The sequence below is a fragment of the Pigmentiphaga daeguensis genome (genome assembly GCF_039523035.1).
Taxonomy (GTDB): domain Bacteria; phylum Pseudomonadota; class Gammaproteobacteria; order Burkholderiales; family Burkholderiaceae_B; genus Pigmentiphaga; species Pigmentiphaga daeguensis.
In genome coordinates this window covers 16,642-35,317 of record NZ_BAAAEN010000027.1, presented here as the reverse complement: position 1 = coordinate 35,317, position 18,676 = coordinate 16,642, and the positions used below count along the sequence as shown (strand labels likewise).

Here is an 18,676-nt window from a genome sequence, read left to right as displayed (position 1 = left end):
ACTCCTAAGGCTGTGAACCGATGGGCAGAGTTCCGCAAACTGCGCGCCACGTTTCATCCCTTTCGATCGTCGCAACCCTATGCAAAATAAAATGCGGCGCACCTTTCCTACACCCTCGAAAATTTGCTATACTTTTTTTCTTTCGGGGCGTAGCGCAGCCTGGTAGCGCACTTGCATGGGGTGCAAGGGGTCGCGAGTTCGAATCCCGCCGCCCCGACCATATACAAGTTCTTGACCTGTATTTGTCGGAACCGAAGAAAAAGAGCCCGGTGGCCACAAGCTGCCGGGCTTTTTGTTTTGCCGATTTGTTTCCAGTCAATGCGAACGGAATCGTCCAGGAAAATGTGAAACTACCGTGATCCTGCATGGCATCCGACATTGCATTATTTTTTACAAAAACAATCAATAATTCCCGGGCGATTCGTCCGACCAATAACCCTCCTTTTGTCAGGGCCACGTCCGCCAGGCCGTCGCCCACGGCGTTGTAGTGCCCACTAGGGACATCCGCGCCCGGAGGCGGCGCTAGCGCGCGCCCGCCGCCCGCAGCGGCAACGCGGTCTTGTAGCGCACCTGCTTGAGCGCGAAGCTGGAGCGGATCTTCTCGACCTGGGCGATGGGCGACAACTGCTCCAGGATGAAGCTCTCGAGCGCCTGGATGTCCGGCACGGCCACCCGCAGCAGGTAGTCGGCATCCCCCGTCATCAGGTAGCACTCCATGACTTCCTCGCGGGCGCAGATGGCATCCTCGAATACCTGCAGCGCCTTGCGGTTCTGCTGCTTCAGACTGATCGAGATGAACACGTTCAGGTGCAGCCCCAGTTGCTGCGGGTCGAGCAAGGCGACGTACTGGCGGATCAGGCCGGCGGCCTCCAGCGCCTTGACCCGGGTCAGGCACGGGGATGGCGACAGATGCACCCGGCGCGCCAGTTCCACGTTGGAGATGCTGGCATCGGCCTGGAGCTCGGCCAGGATTCGCCGGTCGATGTCATCGAGATCGATCATGCTTGATTTCTTCCCCTTGAAAGAATTTTCTGCCGCTTATCCCGCTTATTCAAAGAATTTTCGGGGAAAAATTCCGGACCTTCAAGCGTAGAATTTTTCATGAAAAGACGAGGAGAGGCAGGCATGTACGACGAATCCCGGCACCTGGCGCGGCTGGACGGCCCGCGAGCCGACCCCGACCCCATGGAGACCGCCGAATGGCGGGACGCCCTGCTGTCGCTGCTGGAGACGAACGGACCTGAACGCGTACGGCAGATCCTCGACATGCTGGCGCAGGCGGCTGGCGATTCGGCGGTCGGGTGGCGACCGCCGCGCCATACCCCTTACGTCAACACCATCCCCGTCGAGGCACAGCCCCCCTTCCCCGGCGATCTCGCCACCGAAGAGCGGCTGGCCGCGCTGATGCGCTGGAACGCGCTGGCCATGGTGGTCCGCGCCAACCTCGCCCATGGCGAACTGGGCGGGCATATCGCCAGCTATGCCAGTGCCGCCGATCTGTTCGAGGTCGGCTTCAACCACTTCTTCCGCGGCGGCCCGGCCGGCCAGGCGGACCTGGTGTTCTGCCAGCCCCATTCGGCGCCGGGCATCTATGCCCGGGCCTTCCTGGAAGGCCGGCTGCAGGAAGCCGACCTGGCGCACTACCGGCAGGAGATCACCGCGCGGGCGCACGGGGCGCTCGGCCTGTCCAGCTACCCGCACCCCTGGCTCATGCCCGATTTCTGGCAGTTTCCCACCGGCTCCATGGGCATCGGCCCCATCAACGCCATCTACCAGGCGCGTTTCATGCGCTACCTTGCTCACCGCGGCCTGCTGGACACCGCCGGCCGGAAGGTCTGGGGCATCTTCGGCGACGGCGAGATGGACGAGCCCGAAAGCATGTCGGCGCTGACGCTGGCGGCGCGCGAGGGGCTCGACAATCTCGTCTGGGTGGTGAACTGCAATCTCCAGCGGCTGGACGGTCCGGTGCGCGGCAACGGCCGCATCGTCGACGAGCTGGAATCCCTGTTCGCGGGCGCCGGCTGGAACGTGATCAAGCTGCTATGGGGGTCGGACTGGGATGGCCTGTTCGCGCGCGACACCGGCGGCGCCCTGCGGCGGGTCTTCTCGCAGACGGTGGACGGGCAATTGCAGACTTTCGCCGCCAAGGACGGCCGCTTCAACCGCGATCATTTCTTCGGCCAGGACCCGCAACTGGCCCGGCTGGCGCAGGGCCTGACGGACGAGGAGATCGACCGCCTGCGGCGCGGTGGCCACGATCTGGTGAAGATCCATGCCGCCTATCACGCGGCCGCGCGCAGCACGGGGCGCCCCACCGTCATCCTGGCGCAGACCAAGAAAGGCTACGGCATGGGCGAGGCAGGCCAGGGCAAGATGACCACCCACCAGCAAAAAAAGCTGGACCGCGACGCCCTGATCGCCTTCCGCGACCGATTCTCGCTGCCACTGAGCGACGATCAGGCCGCATCGCTGGACTTCCTGCACCCCGGCGAAGACAGCGCCGAGATCCGCTATCTGCATGCCCGGCGCGGCGAACTCGGCGGCCCCGTGCCGGCCCGATCGCCGCAGGCCGATCCGGTGCCGGTGCCCCCGCTGGAACGCTACGCCGGTTTTGCCCTTCAGGCGGACGGCAAGGAAATGTCCACCACAATGGCATTCGTGCGCCTGTTGTCCAGCCTGCTCAAGGACAGCCGGCTGGGCCCGCGCGTCGTGCCCATCGTCGCCGACGAAGCGCGCACCTTCGGCATGGCGGCGCTGTTCCGGCAGATCGGCATCTACTCCAGCGTCGGCCAGCGCTACGAACCCGAGGACATCGGTTCGGTACTGAGCTATCGCGAGGCGCTGGACGGCCAGATCCTGGAGGAAGGCATCAGCGAGGCCGGCGCGATCAGTTCCTGGACGGCGGCCGCCACCAGCTATGCCGTGCACGGCACGGCGATGCTGCCCTTCTACATCTACTACTCGATGTTCGGCTTCCAGCGCGTGGGCGACCTGATCTGGGCCGCCGCCGACCAGCGTGCCCGCGGCTTCCTGCTGGGCGCCACGGCCGGCCGCACCACGCTGGGCGGCGAAGGGCTGCAGCACCAGGACGGCTCCAGCCTGGTCGCGGCGGCCGCCGTCCCCAACTGCCGCGCCTACGATCCCGCGTCCGCCGCCGAAGTCGCTGTCATCATCGACCACGGCATGCGGGCCATGCTCGAAACACAGGAAGACGTCTTCTACTACCTGACGCTGGGCAACGAGAACGCTCCCCAGCCCAGCCTGCCGGCCGAGGCCCGCGAGGGCGTGATCAAGGGGCTTTATCGGTACGGCGTGCACGGCCGGGGCGAGCCCGCCGTGCGTCTCTTGGGGTCGGGCGCCATCCTGCGCGAAGCCATCGCCGCCGGCGAGCTGTTGGCCGACGACTGGGGCATCGCCAGCGAGACCTGGAGCGCGACCAGCTACGCGGAACTGGCACGGGACGCGCGCGCGGCCGAGCGCTGGAACCGCCTGCATCCCGAGCAGCCCGCGCGCCGCAGCCACGTCGAACACTGCCTGGCGGGGAGCGCCCCCGTGGTGGCAGCGAGCGACTACGTGCGCGCCTGGCCGTCGCTGATCGCGCCCCATTGCCCCGCGCGCATGACGGTGCTCGGAACGGACGGCTTCGGCCGCAGCGATACCCGCGGCGCCCTGCGCCAGTTCTTCGAGGTCGATCGTTTCCACATCGTCCTGGCCGCGCTGCATGCGCTGGCCGACGCCGGCTCATGCCCTCGCGAACGGTGCGCGCAGGCCATCGCACGCTACCCGATACGGACCGATCCGCGTCCGGCGTGGGAGGCCTGACGCGCCGGAGATACACCGGCCCAAGCCGGACCGCGCCATTGTTTGCCTCGCCGTTCGCCGCCGTAATATTCTTTGCGGACGATGGAGCGGTCGCAAGAACGAGAATGGAAAAACTGGCCCTTAGCATTGCCCACGACCTGTACGGCGGCGTCCTTGGGCAAGAGGGATGGCATGCGGCGCTCAAGCGTATCCGGAACCTGACGGGAGCCGAATCGGCCTGCACGGTCATCCTGGACCGGCGCGCCCCGGCCGCCGCGGTCGGCGACCACAGCGGCGGGGACGAGCGGGCGTTCGACGAGTACACCAATCGCTACAGCCGCTACGACCCGGCGGAAAACGTGCGCCATCGGCTGCAACTGGGCAACTGGTACATCGACTGGCAGTGGTTCACCCGCCACGCCCTCGACCGTGATCCCTTCTATCAGGAATTCATGCGGCCGTATGGGCTGCGCTCCGTGCATGCCCTTCCCATCCTGAAGAACGGCGTGGCCGAATGCTGCCTTTCACTGCAATTCCCTTTGTCGCAGCCCGACACCGATGAGCCGTCCAAATCCCCGCTGCTGCGCCTGCTCGCTCCACACCTGCAACAGGCCGCGACGTTGCGCCATGAATTCCTGAACTTGCAGCAACGGGCCGAGCTGGCGCAGCAACTGCTCGACGATTTCAGCTTCCCGCTGCTGGCCACCGACGCGCAGGGCCGCGTGTATCTTTCCAACCGGGCCGGCGCGACCTGGCTTTCCCTGCCCGGCAATCCTTTCGGCGCCTCGGGCCTGAAGCCATCGCGGGCCGGGGCGGGTTCCCGGCTTGCCGAGGCGCTCGTGGCTGCCTGTACCCGGCGGACCCGGCTGGCCACCGGCGCCCATGTCGAGTTCGGCACGCCACCGATCCGCTACGCGGTAGTGGCCATGCCGCTGCCAGAACCGATGTCGTTCCCGCTGTCCACGTACGAGCCCCTGGCACTGGTAAAGGTCCATACCCACGATGCCACCCCCATCAGCGCGCATCGCCTGCTGCATGCGCTGTTCGGCATCCCGCACGCGGAATACCGGCTGTTGCTGTTGTTGATGCAGGGACACCACGTCAAGGAGTGCGCGCAGCAGTTGGGCGTCTCCCAGGAGACGACCAGGACCCAGCTCAAGTCGCTGTTCCGCCGGACCCAGACCTCGCGCCAGAGCCAGCTCATCGACCTGGTGCGCAAGCTGACCTACGGCCACATGGACTGAAACGCGTTATCGCGCCAGGCTGGTCTCGCGGGCGGACTGCAACAGGCTGGCGATGTCGGCCAGCTCGGCCCGGATGGCCTGCAGCTCGGGCTCCTCGATGGACACCAGCGCCACCTGGGGCGCCTCGTCCACGTGTCCGCGCGACTCGTCCAGGCGGTTGCGGGCGCCGCTGATGGTGAAGCCCTGCTCGTACAACAGTTCGCGGATGCGGCGGATCAGCAGCACTTCGTGGTGCTGGTAGTAACGGCGGTTGCCCCGTCGCTTGATGGGCTTGAGCTGGGTGAATTCCTGTTCCCAGTAGCGCAGCACGTGAGGCTTGACGCCACAGAGTTCGCTGACCTCGCCTATCGTGAAATAGCGCTTGGCGGGAATGGGCGGAAGAACGACGGGTGGCTCGATGCGCGCCATAGGACCTCTCAGGACGGATTCTGTTCGCGCAGCGCGACCTGTTCGACCATGCTCTTGAGCTTCTGGCTCGCATGGAAGGTGACGACGCGACGGGCGGCGATGGGGATTTCCTCGCCCGTCTTGGGATTGCGTCCGGGCCGCTGCGGCTTGTTGCGCACCTGGAAGTTGCCGAAACCCGATAGCTTGACCATGTCGCCGCGTTCGAGCGCGTCGCGGATTTCCTCGAAGAAGGTCTCGACCATGTCCTTGGCTTCACGCTTGTTCAGGCCGACCCGCTCGAACAGCAGGTCGGCCAGTTCGGCCTTGGTCAGGGTACGCGTATCGAGCCCGCCCTGCGGCAGGTCGGACTCGGGATCGGCGTCGAGGGAGTCCGGGGAAGCGTAGCTATCGGAAACGAGAGAATGCATAGACACGGATGGGAAGCGGTATCAAACCCTCAGCCGCGCGCCGTGCTCGGACTCGAGCGCGGCGCGGATACGGGCCAGGCACGCCTCGACTCGGGCGTCGTCCAGGGTTACCGAAGTATCCTGTAGCCAGAACCGGAAGGCAAGGCTTTTTTCCTTTTCTAACAAGGACTTATCCCGCCAAACGTCGAAAATCCGTGCATCCTGGACGACCGCCAGTTCGGGCTCCCTGGCCACCAGATGGCGCACCGTATCCAGCATCTGCTGTGCCGTCACCGCCTCGGCCACCCACAGCGCCAGATCGCGGATCACCACCGGCTGGCGCGAGATCTCTCGCAGCGACGGCAGCGGACGGACGGCGATGCGGTCGGCGTCCAGTTCGAACACCACCGGGGCGTGCGGCAGTTCCGCGCGTTGCAGCCAGCGCGGGTGCAGCTCGCCTATCCAGCCCACCGTCTCGCCGTCGATGACGATACGGGCGCTGCGGCCGGGATGCAGGGCCGGATGCGCATCGGGCACGAAGCGCGGCGCCTGGGTGGAACCGCCGGCCAGCAGGGCCTCCACGTCGGCCTTCACGTCGTAGAAATCGACCTGCCTGGTCTGCGTCCCCCACTGCTCTTCCACCGCCGGCCCGTAGGCCAGGCCGGCAAGGCGCATGGGCTGGTTCACGCCAGCCACCGCCAGCGGACCGTCGGCCACGGCCGCGTCGCGCCAGAAGACCCGGCCCAGTTCGAACACCCGCACACGGCTGGTCTTGCGGTTCACGTTGTATTGGGCGTTGGCCACCAAGCCGCCGATCAGGCTGCTGCGCATGACCGACAACTGGCTCGCGATCGGATTGAGCAGGCGGACGGGGTCCGTGTTGCCCGCGTAGTCGCGCTCCCAATCGGCCTCCACGAAGCTGAAGTTGATCACCTCCTGGTAGTCCAGGTCGGCCATCGTGTGGCGCAGCGCGTGGAAGGTGTGGCGCTCTTCCGGCACGGCGCGTACCGCGGCCCGCGCCAGCGGCGGCAGGTCGGGAATGCGCTCGAAGCCGTGGACGCGCGCGACTTCCTCGATCAGGTCTTCCTCGATCTCGATGTCGAAGCGGAACGACGGCGGCGTCACGACGAAGGCGCCGGGCTCGCGCACGAAGGGCAGCCCCAGGCGGGTGAAGATGCCGGCGATCTCGTCTTCCGGCACGTCCACGCCCAGGACCTTGTGGCAACGCGCCACGCGCAGGCGCACGGGCTTGCGCTCGGGCAGGTTGACCACCTGGTCGTCGACCGGGCCGGCTTGGCCGCCGCACACCTGCACGATCAGGCTGGTCAGGTATTCCAGGTCGGCGGGAATGTTGGCGTAGTCCACGCCGCGCTCGAAGCGATGGCTGGCGTCGGTGCTGAAGTTGTAGCGGCGCGCGCGGCCGGCGATGCTGGCGGGCCACCAGAAGGCGGCCTCGAGATAGATGTCGCGGGTCTGGGTGGACACCGAGGTGGCCTCGCCGCCCATGATCCCGGCCAGGCACTCGGGGCCGTTGTCGTCGGCGATCACGCCGACCTGCCCGTCCACCTCGACGGTCTGGCCATTCAGCAGCAGCACCTGCTCGCCCGGCTGCCCCCACCGCACGTGCAGGCCGCCGCGCACCTTGGCCAGGTCGAACACGTGGCTGGGACGGCCCAGTTCCAGCATGACATAGTTGGAAATGTCGACCAGCGCGGAAATCGAGCGCTGGCCGGCGCGCTCGAGGCGCCGCTTGATCCACTCCGGCGTGGGAACGGACGCATCCACGCCGCGGATGACCCGCCCTACGTAGCGCCCGCACAGATCCGGGGCATGCACGGTCACCGGCACGCGGTCGTCGATGGCGACCGCCACCGGATCCAGCTTCGGCGCGGCCAGCGGCGCGCCGGTCAGGGCCGAGACCTCGCGCGCCACGCCCAGCACCGACAGGCAATCGGCCTTGTTGGGAGTGAGCTTGAGCGTGAAGACCGTGTCGTCCAATTGCAGCCATTCGCGCACGGACATGCCGACCGTGGCATCCGCGCCCAGGTCCAGCAGGCCCGCGTGGTCCTGCGACAGGCCCAGTTCGCGCGCCGAGCACAGCATGCCCGAGGACTCCACGCCACGCATCTTGGCCACGCCTATCTTGATGTCGCCGGGCAGACGGGCGCCCACGGTGGCCAGCGGCACCTTCATGCCGACCGCCACATTGGGTGCGCCGCACACGATCTGCAAGGGCTCGCCCTGCCCCGCGTCGACCTTGCACACGCGCAGCTTGTCGGCGTTCGGATGCGGCTCGAGCGCCAGCACCTGCGCCACCACCACGCCGCTGAAGGCGGGCGCCACCGGCTCGGCTTCTTCGACCTCGAGACCGGCCATGGTCAATTGATGAGCCAGCTCGTCGGTCGAAATGGCGGGATTCGTCAGGGCCCGCAACCAGGATTCGGGAAATTGCATGTCTGTAAGTTCCCCCCTGCGCGCTTCGCGCGCCTCCCAGGGGCGCGCGCCAGCGCGCAGGGGGGCACCTCCCTTAATTGAATTGTCTGAGGAAACGCAGGTCGCCTTCGAAGAACTGGCGCAGGTCGTTCACGCCGTAGCGCAGCATCGTCAGCCGTTCCAGCCCGGAGCCGAAGGCAAAGCCGATGTAGCGTTCCGGATCCAGGCCGAAGTTGCGCACCACGGCAGGATGCACCTGGCCCGATCCGGAGATCTCCAGCCAGCGGCCCTTGTTGGGGCCGGAAGTGAACATCATGTCGATCTCGGCCGACGGTTCCGTGAACGGGAAGAACGACGGGCGGAAGCGCAGCACCAGGTCATCGGTCTCGAAGAAGGCGCGCAGGAAATCGGTGTAGACGCCCTTCAGGTCGGCGAACGAGATGTTCTCGTCTATCCACAGGCCCTCCACCTGGTGGAACATGGGCGAATGCGTGGCGTCGCTGTCCACGCGGTAGGTCCGCCCGGGGGCGATCACCTTGATGGGCGGCTGGTGGGCGCGCGCGTAGCGCACCTGCATCGGGCTGGTGTGCGTGCGCAGCAGCAGCGGCAGGCCCTTGTCGTCCTTCATGTCGACGTAGAACGTATCCTGCATCGACCGGGCCGGGTGGTTCTCGGGATTGTTCAGCGCCGTGAAGTTGGTCCAGTCGTTCTCGATTTCCGGGCCGTCGGCCACGTCGAAGCCGATGGAGCGGAAGATCTGCTCGATCCGTTCCCAGGTGCGGATCACCGGGTGAATGCCGCCCCGGCCACGGCCGCGGCCGGGCAGCGTGACGTCGATGGTTTCCTCCGCCAGGCGCGCATTCAGCCTGGCATCGGCCAAGGCCTGCCGGCGCTCGTTCAGCAGCCCCTCGATCCGGCCCTTGGCCTCGTTGATGCGCGCCCCCTCGGTGCGCTTCTGTTCCGGCGTCAGGCTGGCCAACCCCTTGAGCAGCGCCGTCAAGGCGCCCTGCTTACCCAGGAACCGGGCCTTTTCGTTCTCCAGCGCGTTGGGGTCGGACGCGGCCGCGAAGGCCTCCCCGGCTTGGCGTATCAGATCGTCCAGATTCTGGGACATGGCGGATTCGTATCAATAAGGGAAAAAATGGGTCGCCACAAACACGAACGGGGCTTCAAGAGAAGCCCCGTTCGGGTGTTGCACTCGTGGCTCGCGACGCGCGCCCGGACATGGCCGGCGTTCCGGCCACGCCCCGCGTACGTCGCTAGCGAGCTCAGGCGGCCAGGGCGTTCTTGACTTGCTGCACGATCGCGGCAAAGCCGGCCTTGTCGCGCACAGCCAGGTCGGCCAGCACCTTGCGGTCTAGGTCGATCGCGGCCTTCTTCAGGCCGGCGATGAACACGCTGTACGACACGCCATGCTCGCGCACGGCGGCATTGATACGCGTGATCCACAGCGCGCGGAAGGTGCGCTTCTTGGCGCGGCGGTCGCGATAGGCGTACTGGCCGGCGCGCATGACCGCCTGCTTGGCGACGCGGAAGACGTTGCCGCGGCGGCCACGGTATCCCTTGGCGGCGCTGATGACTTTCTTGTGACGGGCCCGGGCGGTTACCCCACGTTTGACTCTAGGCATTTGAAAACTCCAATATCAGCGGGTTGGGATCAGGCAAACGGCATCATTGCCCGCACGGATTTCACATCGGCCTCGTGGACCGCGGTGGAACCGCGCAACTGACGCTTGTTCTTGGTGGTTTTCTTCGTGAGGATGTGGCGCTTGAACGCCTGGCCCCGCTTGATGGAACCGCTACCGCGGACCTTAAAGCGCTTGGCGGCGCTTTTCTTGGTCTTCATCTTAGGCATGACTGCTTCCTGTACGTTTACATGCTCACGGGTGCCGGCGATATCCTGCCGGACTTGACGACCCGCATTCACTTGTTTTACCTGCTCCGGGTCCCTGCGGCGCACCGCCGGCGCGGGTTCTACCCCGCCTGGCGGATTTGAAGGCGTCGCTAGGAGGCCGGATTGCCCGGTGCCAGGAATTTCGCACCGGGATTCGCCGGGATGCCCCCACGAAGGGTACGGCCATCCCGGAAAACCAATGATTATACCGCGTTATTCGCCGGCTGCGCCCTTGCCCGCCGGCAGGGCCTTTTTCTTGGGGGCCAGCACCATCACCATCTGGCGGCCTTCCAGCTTGGGCATCGCCTCGACGGCGCTGATCTCCACCAGGTCGTCGCGCACGCGCTCCAGCACGCGCATCCCCAATTCCTGGTGAGCCATCTCGCGGCCACGGAAGCGCAGCGTGACCTTGGCCTTGTCGCCCTCTTCCAGGAACCGGCGCAGATTACGCAGCTTGACCTGGTAATCGCCTTCGTCGGTGCCGGGACGGAACTTGACTTCCTTGACCTGGATGATCTTCTGCTTGAGCTTGGCTTCGTGCTGCCGCTTTTGCTCCTGGTACTTGAACTTGCCGTAGTCCATCAGGCGGCAGACCGGGGGCTGCGCGTTCGGGGCAATTTCTACCAGGTCAACATCATTCTGTTCGGAAAGCCTAACTGCTTCGGCCAGCTTGACGATGCCAAGCTGTTCGCCGTCGACCCCAATCAGGCGCACCTCAGGTGCGGTAATTTCACCATTGATGCGATTCGGCTTGTCGGTAGCGATGTCTAAAACTCCTGAATTTGATTGAAACGGCCGCGTGCGGCGGGTTGCCCCGCCGCCAGCACGAGCCGTGCCCGGCCCCCGGAACGGCCAACCACGCGATCAGGACGGATTGGCCGGGGCTTCCGGGTTGCGGCGCTCGGCCACGTCGGCAGCGAGCCGCGACGAGAACACATCGATCGGGAGAACCCCCAGGTCGATGCCGCCGCGGGCGCGTACGGCCACCGATGCAGCTTGCCGTTCTTTTTCCCCCACCACGAGGATATAGGGAATTTTTTGCAAGCTGTGCTCACGGATTTTATAGGTGATCTTTTCACCACGCAAATCCGATTCCACTCTAAACCCTTGTTTTTTCAGGGTTTGCGCGACACTTTGGGCGTATTCGGCCGTGGATTCCGAAATATTGCAGACGACGGCCTGGACCGGCGCCAGCCAGGGCGGCATGGCGCCGCCGAAATTCTCGATCAGCATGCCGATGAAGCGCTCCATCGAGCCCAGGATGGCCCGGTGCAGCATGACGGGCGTCACGCGCTGGTCGTGCTGGTCCACGTACTCGGCGCCCAGGCGGCCGGGCATGGAGAAGTCCACCTGGATCGTGCCGCACTGCCAGTGGCGGCCGATGGCGTCCTTCAGCGTGTATTCGATCTTCGGGCCGTAGAAGGCGCCGTCACCCGGGCTGATCTCGTACTCGCAGCCGGAGCGGCGCAGGCTTTCGATCAGCGCCTGCTCGGCCTTGTCCCACACCTCGTCCGACCCGATCCGGCTCTCCGGCCGCGTGGCGATCTTGTACAGGATGTCGGTGAAGCCGAAGTCGCGGTAGACGCGCTGCAGCTGCGCCGTGAAGGCCACGCACTCGTCCAGGATCTGGTCCTCGGTACAGAAGATGTGGCCGTCATCCTGCGTGAAGCCGCGCACGCGCATCATCCCGTGCAGCGCTCCCGAAGGTTCGTTGCGGTGGCACTGGCCGAATTCGCCGTAGCGCAGCGGCAGGTCGCGATAGGAATGCAGGTTGGCGCGGAAGATCTGCACGTGGCCCGGGCAGTTCATGGGCTTGAGCGCGTAGTAGCGGTTCTCGGACTCCGTCGTGAACATGTTGTCGCGATAATTGTCCCAGTGTCCCGTCTTTTCCCACAGCGAACGGTCCAGGATCTGTGGCGCCTTGACCTCCTGGTAGCCGCTGTCGCGGTAGACGCCGCGCACGTATTGCTCGACCTGCTGCCAGATCGTCCAGCCCTTGGGGTGCCAGAACACCAGGCCCGGCGCCTCGTCCTGGAAGTGGAACAGGTCCAGCTCGCGGCCCAGCTTGCGGTGGTCGCGCTTCTCGGCCTCTTCCAGCATCGTCAGGTAGGCGTCCTGGTCTTCCTTCTTCGCCCAGGCCGTGCCGTAGATGCGCTGGAGCATCTCGTTCTTGCTGTCGCCGCGCCAATAGGCGCCGGCCACCTTCATCAGCTTGAACACCTTGAGCTTGCCGGTGGACGGCACGTGCGGGCCGCGGCACAGGTCGATGAAATCGCCCTCGCGGTACAGCGAGATCGTCTGGTTGTCCGGGATGGAGGCGATGATCTCGGCCTTGTACTTCTCGCCTATCGAATTGAAGAACGCCACCGCGTCGTCGCGTTTCCATTCCTCGCGGGTGACGACCTCGTCCTTCTTGGCCAGCTCCAGCATCTTGTTCTCGATGGCGGCCAGGTCCTCGGGCGTGAACGGCCGCGAGTACGAGAAATCGTAGTAGAAGCCGTTGTCGATGACCGGGCCGATCGTGACCTGGGCCTCGGGGAACAGCGACTTGACCGCGTAGGCCAGCAGGTGCGCCGTCGAATGGCGGATCAGGTCCAGCCCGTCGGCGTCCTTGCCCGTGACGATGGCCAGGCGGGCATCGCGGTCTATCGTGTGGCTGGTGTCGACCAGGGTGGGCTCGCTGCCTTCGTAGGTGATCCGGCCGGCCAGGGCGGCCTTGGCCAGCCCGGCACCGATGGACGCGGCGACGTCCGCCACCGTGACGGGGGCCGGGAACTCACGCTGGGAACCATCGGGCAGCGTTACCTTGATCATTGAAGCGACCTCGTAAGAGATGAAGAAAAACCCTTGGGCGAACCTGAAACAAAAAAAACGCGGCACCGGGCCGCGTTTCTTGCTTTCTGCAGGATCCCGGGCCCAGGGGGCCCGGCGGAACGGACGATGCGATCCAGGAAACCAACGCGGCTAGCCGGCGATGTTCCCCGAGGTAGTTCGATCGAGCATGGAAGCGATGCGCATGCCGTTGTCCGTTCGTGTTGCAGCAAGGGTCTACGTTGCCTGGGATTTTAGCACAGCGCCCCCTTGCGGCCCAGCGTGGAACTGCCCGCGCGGACGCAGGAAGAAGCCGTTGAGGCGCTGTTCCAGCACATGGGCGATCCAGCCCGAGGTCCGGCCCATGGCCCACAGCGCGCTGGCGGCGCCGGGCGGCAAGTCCCAGGCCGCGCAGGCCGCCACCAGGCCGAGCTCGATCCGAGGCGGCACGCCCACCCTGGCGTGGACCTCGTCCAGGAAGCGCAGCAGCGTCGCGGCGCGGCGGCCGGGGCGCGGGTGTTCGCGCGCCATGCGGATCAGCAGTGCCGCGCGCGGATCCCCCTGGGGATAGGATTCGATGCCGAAGGCCGACGAGCGCGCGCGGTCGCGCACCACTCGCGCCACCCAGGCATCGAGCTGGCCGCGCGTCCGCACGCCCGCCAGCGTGTCCTCGATGCGGTCGCAGCCGCCGGCCAGGCCCGTGCCGGACAGGGCCGCCAGCGCCGCCCCCACGCAGGCGTGGAGCTCCGCGCCGACCGAGGCCGCGATGCGCGCGCTGAACGTAGGCGGCGATAGCTCGTGATCCGCGCTCAGGATCAGCATCGCGTTCAGCGCCCGCAGCAGATCCGCAGCAGGCTCCTTCCCCATCGCCTCGGCCAGGTGCTGGGCCAGCGGCTTGGCCCCGGCCGGCGTCCGGCAGCGGCGCGGGTCCGAGAGCAGGCCGCAGCAGCCGGCGAACGCCAGCACGAGCTGCCGCGCCGCCGGGACCACCCCGCCGCCGCGCACCTCCTCGTCCACCGAGCCGCCACCCAGGGCCAGCGCCGCCGCCTGGAACACCCGGACCATGCGCGGCGTCTCGCCGGCCTGCGGCGCCAATGCCTCCAGCGCGCGGCGGGCTCCATCCGGCAGCGGCTGGGCCGGCCAGATACTGGCCCCCTCGGGCAGCACCCCCGTCCAAAGCAGCTCGGCCACGTTCTCGAACGCCCCGGGATATTCGACCAGCTCGGCCGCCAGGCGCCCCCTGTAGCGCGGCCCGGCCGGCGTGATTTCGGTGATGCCGGTATCGATCACCGGCTGCCCCCAGCGCAGCGCCGTCGCCGCCACCGCGCCGTGGCCCATCCTTGCCTGGCTGCGCGTGCGCAGCCCCTCGACCTCGTCGCGCAGGTAAAGGCGGGTCTTGCGGCCGGGCTGCGCGACCGGATGCAGCAGGCCGCGGCTGACATAGGTGTACAGCGTGGCAGCCTTGACCTGCAGCAGGCGGCACGCTTCCTTGGAATCGACGAAGCCGCCGGCCTGCCAGGGCTGTCCGGCCGCGCCGTTCTCTGATGGATCCATGGTGGTGAGGGGAGCTTCGGACACCCGTCGAATCGGCAATACATCGATTATGCAATCGAGATTGATTCGACGTAAATCGATCCATACACTCCGCTGCACATACCATTGCCGGCGGCACGCCAGCGCCGGCGCAGACAGGAGACTCACCATGACCCCGCGCATGCCCCGCCCCCGCCGGGCCTTCCTGGCCTTCGCCCTGGCAGCGGCCCTGGCCGCGTCGGCCCACGCCCAGCCCGGCGCCTATCCGTCCCGTCCCATCACCATCGTCGTGCCGTTCCAGGCCGGAGGCGGCGCCGACACCGTGGCCCGCCTGCTGGCCACGCACATCGCCGGCCAGTTCAACGGACAAAGCGTCATCGTCGACAACCGCGCCGGCGCCTCGGGCAACATCGGCGCCAACTACGTCGCGCGCGCCGCCGCCGACGGCTACACGCTGCTGCTGACCAACAGCACCATCACGATCAACGCCGCGCTGAACTTCACCCAGGGCTACGACGTCAGGAAAGACCTGCGGCCCATCGCCCAGCTCGTGTCCTCGCCGGTCGCGGTCGGGGTCAATAGCAGCTATCCCGCCCGCACCGTGGCGGAACTCGTCAGCCACCTGCGCGCGAACCCCGGCAAGGCCAACTACTCGTCCTGCGGCAACGGCTCGCCCCAGCACTTCGCCGGCGAGGCCTTCAACCAGGGCGCCAAGGTCGACATGGTGCACGTGCCCTACAACGGCTGCGCCCCGGCCGTCAGCGACGCGCTGGGCAACCAGGTACCCATCCTGTTCAGCACCATCCCCAACATGGCGCCCCATGCCAAGACCGGCAAGCTGCGCATGCTGGGCGTCGCCTCGGCCAAGCGCCTGTCGTTCATGCCCGACGTGCCGGCCATCGCGGAAACCCCGGAGTTCAAGGACCTGGACATCAGCGTCTGGTTCGGACTGTTCGCGCCCGCGGCCACGCCGGCCGACGTGCGCGGCCGCATCGAGCAGGCGGTGATGGCCACGCTCAAGGACCCCAAGCTGCGCCAGGACTTCCAGTCGCGCTACTACGAAGTCGACGCCCTGGGCGCCGACGGCATGGCCCGGCAGGTGGACAAGGACCTGTCCATGTACGGGCAACTGGCCAGGCGGGCCAACATCAAGCTGGAATAGCCGCGCCGCCGCCCCTCTTCTCTTTTACTTCTCTCGTCAGGTATCGCCATGTCCACCCCTACCCCGACCGCCGGCTCGCTGCAGCAAGTGATCGACGATCTCGTCGTCGCCAACCGCGTACTGGCCAAGTACAACGTGCTGGACGGCTTCGGCCACGTCAGCGTCCGCCATCCCGAACGGCCCGGCCATTTCCTGCTGTCGCGCTCGCTCGCGCCGGAACTGGTCACCGCCGCCGACATCATGGAATTCGACGCCGAATCCGAGCCCGTGGCCGGCGAAACACGCACGCCCTATCTCGAACGCTACATCCATGGCGAGATCTATCGCGCCCGGCCCGACGTGAACGCGGTGGTCCACAGCCATTCGCCTTCGGTCATCCCCTTCGCCAGTTCGTCGGTGCGGCTGCGGCCCATCTATCACATGGCCGGCTTCCTGTCGGGCGGCGCGCCGGTGTTCGACATCCGCTGCTGTTTCGGCGCGACCGACCTGCTGGTGCGTAACCGCGAACACGGCAAGGAGCTGGCCAAGACCCTGGGCCGGCAGAACATCTCGCTGATGCGCGGCCACGGCTTCGTCACCGTCGGCAGCGACGTGCGCATCGCGGTCTATCGCGCGATGTACACCGAAAGCAACGCGGCCCTGCAACAGAAGGCCATCGGGCTGGGCGGCGAGATCACCTACCTGGACGAAGAGGAAGCCTTGAAGGCCGACACCATGATGGCCGGCGTGATGTTCCGCCCCTGGGAGCTGTGGAAGAAAAAGGCGATGGAAGGCTGAGTCCCGGCCGGGCGGCGCATACCGCCCGACCGGAATCCCTTCGCCTAGGCCAGCGTCGGGAACGGCAGGCTGCGCAGCCGCTTGCCGCTGAGCCTGGCCACCGCGTTGGCCACCGCCGGAGCCACCGGCGGCAAGCCCACCTCGCCCATGCCGCCCGGCGCATTGTCGGTCGGCATCACCTTCACCTGCACCGCAGGCGCCTGGTTGGCCCGCAGGAGCGTGTAGGTATCGAGGTTGTGCTGCTGCACCTGCCCGCCCTTGTAGACCAGGCGCTCGCCCAGCGCCGCCGACAGGCCGAACAGCGCCGCGCCCTCGACCTGGGCCCGGATGTTGGCCGGACTGATCGCATGGCCGCAATCGACCGCGGCCCAGATGCGATGCACCACCGGGCGGCCTTCTTGCAGCGACACCTCGGCCACCATCGCGATGAAGGTGTTCCAGGCATCCGAGAAAGCCAGGCCCAGCGCGCGGCCGGCCTCCCGATCGCGGCCCCAGCCGGCCATCGTGGCGGCCTCGCGCAGCACCGCCTGCGCGCGCGGCTGGCCGGCGGTCAGGTCCAGCCTGTACTGCAGCGGATCCTTGCCCGAGGCCGTGGCGATCTCGTCGATCAGGGACTCCATGGAGAACTTCGTGTAGCCGGCTCCCACCGCCCGCCAGAAGCTGACGTCCACGCCGCGCTGTTCGCGGCCGTGCTCGATCAACTGATCGGCGATACCGTAGACGCCGTCGGCGCCTTCCATGACGGGCGAATCCCGCCCACCCGACTTTTCGTAGGCGGCGGCCGCCGTCCGCGCCATGATGCTCTCGGACACCAGGCGATGGCGCCAGCCGATGATGCGCCCCTGCGCGTCGACGCCCGCCACCAGGTGCTGGGCCGTCATCGGGCGCGGCCGAGCCCGCAGGAAATCGTCCTCGCGGGTCCAGATGACCTGGATGGGCACGCCGGGCATGGCCTTGGCCAGCAGCGCCGCATGCAGGCTGTAGTCGGCCTCGGCGCGCCGGCCGTAGCCGCCGCCCAGCAGCGTGATGTGGACCGTGATGTTCTCGGGTTTGTAGCCCGCGCCCGCGGCCACGATGCCGATCACGCCCGACGGCGACTGCGACGGCACCCAGATCTCGATGGCGTCGCCCTGCGCGCGCGCCGTGCAGTTCATGGGTTCCATGGTCACGTGGGCGACATGGTCGGTCGTATAGGTGGCGCGGAAGACACGCGCCGCCCCGGCGATCTTCGCCGCCGCGTCGCCGTGCTTGTGCCAGACCGCGCCCGCTTCGTCCAGGCGTTCGGCGCGCGCGACGAATTCCGCCAGCGCGGCCTCGCTATCGTAGGACCGGCCCTTGGCCTGCTCGCTCCACTTCACCTCCAGCAGCTCGCGCGCCTTCCGGGCCGTGGCGAACGAGTCCGCCACCACCGCCACCCCGCCCGGCAGGCGGACCACTTTCCGGACCCCGGGCACCGCCAGCGCAGCCGCATCCTTGACCTCCAGCGGCTGCTCGCCCTGCACCGGCGTATGCAGCACCGCGGCCCACAGCATGCCGGGCAGGCGCACGTCGATGCCGAAGCGGGCACCGCCGCCGGACTTGTCCGGCACGTCCACCCGCGGCAGCTCCTTGCCTATCAGGGTGAAGGCGGACATGGGCTTGAGCATGCTCTTGTCCACCTTGGGCAGCGTCTGCGGCGCGCGCGCCCCCTCGACCAGTTGGCCGTAGGTCATGCGGCGGCCGCTGGGGCCGTGGACCAGGGTGCTGCGCTCGGCGCGGATCTCGGCGGCGGGCACTCCCCATTTGTCGGCGGCCGCCTGCGCCAGCACCAGCCGGGCCTGCAGGCCGGCCAGGCGCAGCGCCTCGTAATAGCCCTTCACCGTGCGCGAGGAGCCCGTCACCATCGCACCGCCGAAACCGGGATTGCCGAACCGCCGGGGATCGGCGGGCGCCTGCTCGACCCGGACGGTGCTCCAGTCCAGCTCCATTTCCTCGGCCAGGATCAGCGGAATCGCCGTCATCGTGCCCTGCCCCATTTCCGAGGCGGGCGAATAGACCACGGCGCTATTGTCCGGCGACAGCGCGACCCATGCCACCGGGCTGAAACGGACGGTGGCGGCTGCCGCCTCGGGCAGCAGGCCAGCCAGGCCGCCGCGCGCGGCGCCCCAGCCTCCCAGCACGATACCGACCGCGGCGGCGCCCGAGCCGGCGATGAAGGCGCGGCGCGTGAGCTTGTTCGTTTCCATGG

Annotated in this window: 15 protein-coding genes and 1 tRNA gene; 5 read left to right on the top strand and 11 right to left on the bottom strand. The window is 67.2% G+C overall.

All coding sequences use genetic code 11. The features are described from left to right. Positions 1 to 143: 143 nt before the first annotated feature. Positions 144 to 220, top strand: a tRNA-Pro gene (locus tag ABD104_RS25145). A gap of 302 nt (positions 221 to 522) precedes the next feature. Here ABD104_RS25145 and ABD104_RS25140 read toward each other — a convergent pair. Further along, complete coding sequence (locus tag ABD104_RS25140; RefSeq protein WP_087840296.1) at positions 523 to 999, bottom strand: Lrp/AsnC family transcriptional regulator; 477 nt, start codon at positions 997 to 999, stop codon at positions 523 to 525. 126 nt (positions 1,000 to 1,125) lie between these two features. Between ABD104_RS25140 and mdeB the strand changes: the two genes are divergently transcribed. Beyond that, positions 1,126 to 3,822 (top strand): alpha-ketoglutarate dehydrogenase, encoded by a 2,697-nt coding sequence (gene mdeB / locus ABD104_RS25135; protein WP_176400794.1) that lies wholly within the window; start codon positions 1,126 to 1,128, stop codon positions 3,820 to 3,822. Between the two features lie 104 nt (positions 3,823 to 3,926). Then, positions 3,927 to 5,045 carry a helix-turn-helix transcriptional regulator gene (locus tag ABD104_RS25130; RefSeq protein ID WP_343928420.1) on the top strand — a complete coding sequence of 373 codons (1,119 nt, stop codon included), beginning with the start codon at positions 3,927 to 3,929 and terminating at the stop codon, positions 5,043 to 5,045. Positions 5,046 to 5,051: 6 nt separating this feature from the next. On the opposite strand, the gene ABD104_RS25125 is transcribed toward ABD104_RS25130, so the two are convergent. The 9 genes from ABD104_RS25125 to ABD104_RS25085 form a co-directional block, all read right to left on the bottom strand. Beyond that, entirely contained in the window at positions 5,052 to 5,453 is a 402-nt protein-coding gene (locus tag ABD104_RS25125) for a MerR family transcriptional regulator (protein WP_087840242.1), read from the bottom strand. A gap of 8 nt (positions 5,454 to 5,461) precedes the next feature. After that, positions 5,462 to 5,860 (bottom strand): integration host factor subunit alpha, encoded by a 399-nt coding sequence (locus tag ABD104_RS25120; RefSeq protein WP_279815093.1) that lies wholly within the window; start codon positions 5,858 to 5,860, stop codon positions 5,462 to 5,464. A gap of 21 nt (positions 5,861 to 5,881) precedes the next feature. After that, the gene (gene pheT, locus ABD104_RS25115; protein ID WP_087840243.1) at positions 5,882 to 8,293 is read right to left on the bottom strand and encodes a phenylalanine--tRNA ligase subunit beta; all 2,412 of its coding nucleotides are present in this window, start codon (positions 8,291 to 8,293) and stop codon (positions 5,882 to 5,884) included. Positions 8,294 to 8,366: 73 nt separating this feature from the next. Continuing rightward, the gene (gene pheS, locus ABD104_RS25110) at positions 8,367 to 9,386 is read right to left on the bottom strand and encodes a phenylalanine--tRNA ligase subunit alpha (protein ID WP_087840244.1); all 1,020 of its coding nucleotides are present in this window, start codon (positions 9,384 to 9,386) and stop codon (positions 8,367 to 8,369) included. 154 nt (positions 9,387 to 9,540) lie between these two features. Continuing rightward, positions 9,541 to 9,900 (bottom strand): 50S ribosomal protein L20, encoded by a 360-nt coding sequence (gene rplT / locus ABD104_RS25105; RefSeq protein ID WP_087779861.1) that lies wholly within the window; start codon positions 9,898 to 9,900, stop codon positions 9,541 to 9,543. 29 nt (positions 9,901 to 9,929) lie between these two features. Continuing rightward, positions 9,930 to 10,127, bottom strand: coding sequence for a 50S ribosomal protein L35 (rpmI, locus tag ABD104_RS25100; protein ID WP_087840245.1), 198 nt, complete (start codon positions 10,125 to 10,127; stop codon positions 9,930 to 9,932). A gap of 252 nt (positions 10,128 to 10,379) precedes the next feature. After that, the gene (gene infC / locus ABD104_RS25095) at positions 10,380 to 10,931 is read right to left on the bottom strand and encodes a translation initiation factor IF-3 (protein ID WP_087840246.1); all 552 of its coding nucleotides are present in this window, start codon (positions 10,929 to 10,931) and stop codon (positions 10,380 to 10,382) included. Between the two features lie 99 nt (positions 10,932 to 11,030). Beyond that, positions 11,031 to 12,980, bottom strand: coding sequence for a threonine--tRNA ligase (thrS, locus tag ABD104_RS25090; protein WP_279814988.1), 1,950 nt, complete (start codon positions 12,978 to 12,980; stop codon positions 11,031 to 11,033). A gap of 234 nt (positions 12,981 to 13,214) precedes the next feature. Beyond that, a complete protein-coding gene (locus ABD104_RS25085; RefSeq protein ID WP_343928419.1) occupies positions 13,215 to 14,555 on the bottom strand; it encodes a citrate synthase in 1,341 nt (446 codons plus the stop codon). Positions 14,556 to 14,679: 124 nt separating this feature from the next. Between ABD104_RS25085 and ABD104_RS25080 the strand changes: the two genes are divergently transcribed. Together ABD104_RS25080 and ABD104_RS25075 are read left to right on the top strand one after the other, a co-directional pair. Beyond that, complete coding sequence (locus ABD104_RS25080) at positions 14,680 to 15,672, top strand: tripartite tricarboxylate transporter substrate binding protein (protein ID WP_243724354.1); 993 nt, start codon at positions 14,680 to 14,682, stop codon at positions 15,670 to 15,672. A 48-nt stretch (positions 15,673 to 15,720) separates the two neighbouring features. Then, complete coding sequence (locus ABD104_RS25075; RefSeq protein ID WP_087840249.1) at positions 15,721 to 16,449, top strand: class II aldolase/adducin family protein; 729 nt, start codon at positions 15,721 to 15,723, stop codon at positions 16,447 to 16,449. A gap of 44 nt (positions 16,450 to 16,493) precedes the next feature. Here ABD104_RS25075 and ABD104_RS25070 read toward each other — a convergent pair whose 3' ends face one another. Continuing rightward, entirely contained in the window at positions 16,494 to 18,674 is a 2,181-nt protein-coding gene (locus ABD104_RS25070) for a xanthine dehydrogenase family protein molybdopterin-binding subunit (protein ID WP_343928418.1), read from the bottom strand. Positions 18,675 to 18,676: the final 2 nt, after the last annotated feature.